This window comes from Burkholderia sp. KCJ3K979, from assembly GCF_016759955.1.
Classification (GTDB): Bacteria; Pseudomonadota; Gammaproteobacteria; order Burkholderiales; family Burkholderiaceae; genus Burkholderia; species Burkholderia orbicola.
On record NZ_JACFYV010000323.1, the window covers coordinates 1 to 5,223 of the forward strand.

The 5,223-nt window shown below is 68.1% G+C and carries 6 protein-coding genes; 3 read left to right on the forward strand and 3 right to left on the reverse strand.

The annotated features are described in order from the left end of the window. The first annotated feature begins 227 nt into the window (after positions 1 to 227). From H3O04_RS33675 to H3O04_RS33685, 3 genes are all read left to right on the forward strand, one after another. Positions 228 to 1,439: a porin gene (locus tag H3O04_RS33675; protein ID WP_202589336.1), complete on the forward strand. Its 1,212-nt coding sequence runs from the start codon at positions 228 to 230 to the stop codon at positions 1,437 to 1,439. Positions 1,440 to 1,856: 417 nt separating this feature from the next. Further along, positions 1,857 to 2,348, forward strand: coding sequence for a peptidoglycan-associated lipoprotein Pal (pal, locus tag H3O04_RS33680; RefSeq protein ID WP_105797629.1), 492 nt, complete (start codon positions 1,857 to 1,859; stop codon positions 2,346 to 2,348). Positions 2,349 to 2,478: 130 nt separating this feature from the next. After that, positions 2,479 to 2,640, forward strand: coding sequence for a hypothetical protein (locus H3O04_RS33685; protein ID WP_202589337.1), 162 nt, complete (start codon positions 2,479 to 2,481; stop codon positions 2,638 to 2,640). A gap of 91 nt (positions 2,641 to 2,731) precedes the next feature. On the opposite strand, the gene H3O04_RS33690 is transcribed toward H3O04_RS33685, so the two are convergent. The 3 genes from H3O04_RS33690 to H3O04_RS33700 form a co-directional block, all read right to left on the reverse strand. Beyond that, on the reverse strand, positions 2,732 to 3,991 hold the full coding sequence (locus H3O04_RS33690; RefSeq protein ID WP_202589338.1) for a cytochrome c: 1,260 nt from the start codon (positions 3,989 to 3,991) through the stop codon (positions 2,732 to 2,734). Further along, positions 3,988 to 4,683: a (2Fe-2S)-binding protein gene (locus H3O04_RS33695; RefSeq protein ID WP_034174791.1), complete on the reverse strand. Its 696-nt coding sequence runs from the start codon at positions 4,681 to 4,683 to the stop codon at positions 3,988 to 3,990. Before H3O04_RS33695 ends, H3O04_RS33690 begins: the two co-directional genes overlap by 4 nt. Then, positions 4,680 to 5,223: molybdopterin cofactor-binding domain-containing protein (locus H3O04_RS33700; RefSeq protein ID WP_202589339.1), on the reverse strand; the 544-nt coding region annotated here is incomplete at its 5' end. The genes H3O04_RS33700 and H3O04_RS33695, both read right to left, overlap by 4 nt.

Sequence of the window (5,223 nt, forward strand, 5' to 3'; positions counted from 1 at the left end):
CGCCCGCCGCTAGACGTTCGGCACACCATCGTCGCGCGATGGCTCGCCGAACCGTACGCCGCACCCGCCTCCCCTTCCCGACCGCCTCCCAGCCATCGACACCCCCGCGATTCCGACCGATTCCGCAGAGGACCTTTCCTGTGCAACGCCTTAATCGACCGCCGCACGATCTCCAATAATGGCCGCTCGACCCATCGGCCGCGAGGCCGGACCAACGACAAACTCCTATGCATTCCTGCCAAATGAACCAGCATGCCGGCGCACGCGTCGCGGGGACCGTCATTGCCGCCTGCCTGAGCAGCTTCGTGCCGGATGTCGCGCATGCCCAGAGCAGCGTGACGCTGTACGGCCTGATCGACACGTCGATCACCTACTCGACCAACCAGCGCACGCGCGGTGCCGGCTCGCCCGGCGGCGGCAGCGTCGCGATGACGAGCGGCGCACTGAACGCGTCGCGCTGGGGGCTGCGCGGCCGCGAGGATCTCGGCGGCGGAATGGCTGCGGTCTTCGCGCTCGAAAACGGCTTCTCGGGCACCACCGGCAAGCTGTCGCAGAAAGGCGTCGACCTGTTCGGCCGCCAGGCGTGGGTCGGCGTGAGTTCGCAGACGGCCGGCACGCTGTCCTTCGGACGCCAGTACGACCAGATCCTCGATTACGTGACGCCGCTCGGCGCGTCCGGCCCCGGCTGGGGCGGCAATCTCGCGGTCCACCCGTACGACAACGACGATTCGAACCGCAACCTGCGCATCAACAACGCCGTGAAGTACGCGAGCCCGACGGTTCGCGGGTTGAGATTCGGCGCGATGGTCGGCTTCTCGAACGCGGCCGGCCAGTTCTCCAACAATGCGGTGTGGAGCACGGGGGTGTCGTACGAGAACGGGCCGGTGAAGCTCGGCGCCGGCTACCTGAAGATCAGCCGCGACCGCAACGCGCCGAACCCGGACGGCGCACTGAGCACGGTCGACGGCTCGGCGACGATCACGGGCGGCAACCAGCAGATCTGGGCGATGGCCGGCCGTTATGCGTTCGGCCCGCACTCGGTCGGCGCCGCGTGGTCGCATTCCGCCACCGACGGCGTGACGGGCGTGCTCCAGGGCGGCAACATCGCGCCGCTGAAGGGCGAATCGCTGGTGTTCGACAACTTCTCGATCGACGGACGCTACTTCGTCACGCGCGCGCTGAGCGTCGCCGCCGCGTACACGTACACGATGGGCCGCTTCGACACCCGCACGGGCCAGACGCGCCCGAAATGGAACCAGGTCGTCGCGCAGGCCGGCTACGTGCTGTCGAAGCGCACGGACGCGTATCTCGAAGGCACTTACCAGAGCGTGAGCGGCGGCAACGGCAATCCGGCGTTCAACGCGACCGTCTGGACCTTGACGCCTTCCGCGAACAGCAAGCAGGTCGTCGTCGCACTGGGGCTTCGGCACAAGTTCTGACGATACGGCGTGCGCCGCGGCGTCACGCGGTCGACCGACTGTATCCGGCGAATGCTTCCCGCATCACCCGATCGCCATGACCGGCAACGACAAGGCCGCGCCCCGTGCGCGGCCTTTTTCGCTGTGGCAGGCGTCGCTTGCCGCGCACCGCCGGCGCAAGCAAGAATGCCTCCCGACTGTCGCGTTTGCGCAAAAAATGCGGAGAAACTGGGCACGTTGTGACATTTTTCCTAATCTGTTTGCAGCGACGCCTCGATCCGGCGTTCCGGTCGCAACATTCTTTCATTTGGCGCACCACCGGCTTACGAGCCTGCATCACGGCAACGGAGCCGGACCTTTCGCGCCATGGCGGCCGGACGGTTGCGTGCGAATGGCACGCGCCCCGCTTTCAACGCAGTCAACCGCTGGAGAAGAACGATGAGCAAAATGAACCGAATCGCGGTCCTGGCAACTTTCGTCCTGCTGGCCGGTTGCCACCACGCGGCGAAAACGCCCGAGAATGCCGCCGCGGCGCCGGAGCCTTCGAGCGAAACCGTCGCGACGGTGACGGCCGACGATCTGAACAATCCGAACAGCCCGCTCGCCAAGCGCAGCATCTACTTCGACTTCGACCAGTACTCGGTGAAGCCCGAATTCCAGTCGCTGCTGCAGGCGCACGCCGACTACCTGCGCAGCCATCCGGCGCGGCGCGTGCTGATCCAGGGCAACACCGACGAGCGCGGCACGTCCGAATACAACCTCGCGCTCGGCCAGCGCCGCTCGCAGGCCGTGGCGAGCACACTGGAAACGCTCGGCGTGCCGGCGACGCAACTCGAGGCCGTCAGTCTCGGCAAGGAAAAGCCCGTCGCGCTCGGCCACGACGAGGAGGCATGGGCGCAAAACCGCCGCGCCGATCTCGTCTATCGTTGATCCAGGCGCTGCCGCGGCGATACGCAAAAAGCATGGAATAAACGCCCCGCCGAAACGTCTTCTCATCGCGCAGACGCGCGGTTCACGCGAACCGCCTTTCCTGTCGCCTGCGCGCGGCAAGGAGATCGCAATGAAATCGGCAACGTTGGTTGCGGCGCTGATCGCGGCGCTGGTGCTCCTGCTGTCGGCGGGCTGTACGTCGTCGGGCAGCGGTACGTCGCAAGGGCCGGGCATGAGCCGGTATGGCGGCTCCGGAGGCAGCGGAGGTGGAGGGGGTGGTGGCGGCTACTGACGCGCCGCCGCGAGGAAAGTGAGGCGACGAAATCGCGCGCGAGCACCGGAAGCCGGCCGCTCGCGCGCGACGCTCTACCCCACGGCACGACTCAACGCATTGCCTTCACGTCGGCCGGCGTGACGTTCGCGGGCTGGCCGCCCCACGTCGCCCGCAGGTAGTTCGCGAGTTGCGCGAGTTCGTCATCGCTCAACGTTTTCGCGAAACCCGGCATCGGCTGCAGGTTTTCGAAACCGGCGAACTTCTGCTCGTCGATACCGTCGAGCATCGCGACCAGCAGGTTGCGCGAGTCGGCCTGACGCACCGTCGAGTTGCCGTTCATCGACACCGCCACGTGCGGCTTGCCCTCGCCGTTGAAGCCGTGACAGCCCGCACATACCGCGAGATACACCGAGCGGCCGGCGGCCAGTTGCGCGGCGTCGGCGGACACCGGCTTCACCGGTTGCGGCGCGGGCGGCGTATCGCCGAGCAGGTACGTCGACAGCCCGCGCAAGTCGTCCTTCGTCAGGTACTGCGTGCTCAGGTGCACGACCGGATACATCTCGCCGAACGCCGAGCCTTGCGGTGCGATGCCGACGCCGAAGAACGTCTGCAGATCGGTGCCCGTCCAGCCGCGCGCGGCCAGGCCGGCCGGCGTGATGTCGGGCGCGGCCACGCGGCCGAGCGCGGCGCCCGCGAACGGCTTCGCGCCATCGAGCTGGCCCGTGAACGCGCGCGGCGTGTGGCATTCCGCGCAGTGGCCGAGCGCGCCGGCGAGATAGCGGCCGCGCTGCCAGTCCGCGGATTGTCCGGTCGACGCATCCGGCAGGCTGTCCTTCAGGAACAGCATGTCCCAGAACACCATGCCGAAGCGCAGGTTGTACGGGAACTTCAGGTCGTGCGCGCGGTTTTCCTGCGCGACCGGCCTGACCGTCATCAGGTACGCGTACATCGCGTCGGCGTCGGCGCGCGTGATCTGCCGGTACGACGTGTACGGCATCGACGGATACAGGCGCTTGCCCGGCGCCTTGCCGTCATGCAGCGCGGCGTAGAAGTCGTCCGCGCTCCAGTTGCCGATCCCGTGATCCTTGTCGGGCGTGATGTTCGAGCCGTAGAACGTGCCGAACGGCGATTCGAGCGCCGCGCCGCCGGCGAACGGCGCGCCGTCCTTCGCGGTGTGGCACGCCGCGCAGTCGGCGGCCTTGACGAGATAGCGGCCGCGCGCGATCGGGTCGGCGCCGGGCGCGCCGGACGCCGCATTCGACGCCGGCGCGTCGTGGCCGCCGCAGGCGGCGAGCAACAGCGCGCAGGCCGCAGCGAGCGCGGGCAGGCCCGCGGCCCGCGCGACACGATGAGCGAGTGTGCGTTTCATGCGGCGTCCTTCACGAGTCCCGGCGTCGTCAGCACCACGTCCTTGACGGCTTCGTAGTAGCGGACATAGCCCGTGCAGCGGCAGAGGTGCGCGTCGAGCGCATCGGTGATCGTGCGTTCCACGTCGGCCTTCGCGACCGGCTCGCGCTTCAGGCGTTCGATCAGCACGGTCGCCGCGTTGACGAAGCCCGGCGTGCAATAGCCGCACTGGAAGCTGAAATGCTCGAGGAATTTCTGCTGGATCGGCGACAGCTCGACCACTTCGCCGGCTTCGTTGCGCTTCGCGTGGCCTTCGATCGTGCGGATCGAACGGCCGTGGAAGAAGTGCGCGCCGGTAATGCAGGTGCGCATTTCCTCGCTCGTGCCGTCCGGCTGGTCGACGATCACGACGCACGCGTGGCAGATGCCCTGCCCGCAGCCGAGCCGCGAGCCGGTGAGGCCCACGTACTCGTGCAGGAACTCGATCATCATCAGCCCTTCCGGCACCTGCATCGGGCCGACGGCCTTACCGTTGATCTTGACCGACAGCGGCTTCTGCTGGAACCGGACGAGCGGACGCTCGACGGCAGCCGATGCCGATGCCGGCGCAGCCGGAGCGGACGCCGGGGCGGCCGAAGCCGCGGTCGGTGCGGAAGCGGCGGTCGCTGCCGCGCTGGCGCTCGCGGCCGAAGCCGCGGTTTGGGCGGTCGTCATGCGAGCACCTCCTGAATCTTTTGCGGGGTCACCGGCAGGTCGGTGAAACGATGGCCGATCGCGTGCGCGATGCCGTTCACGATCGCGCCGACGACGGGGATCATCACCACTTCGGCGACACCCTTCGGCGGATCGGTCTCGGACAGCGGCGGTAGCACGTCGCCCGTTTGGGTCCAGACGGCGACGTCGGACGCGCGCGGCAACCGGTAACGGTTGAAGTTCCACGTACCGTTGCCGGGGCCGTCCTCGTAGAGCGGCAGGTACTCGTGCAGCGCATGGCCGATGCCCATCGCGAGACCGCCCTGCAACTGGCCCGACACGAGCTGCGGCGAAATCTGGTTGCCGCATTCCATGATCGAGTGGTGCGTGAGCAGTTCGACCTTGCCGGTCGCTTCGTGCACGGCCAGCTCGACGAGCGTGCCGACCGCCGTGTAGTACGTGACGGCCGCGTTGTTGCGGCTCGTCGGCGGGATGAACACGCGCTTGCGGTCCAGCACGCGGTAGCCGTTCGCGGTCGGCGGCAGCGTCCCGCGCAGCGCG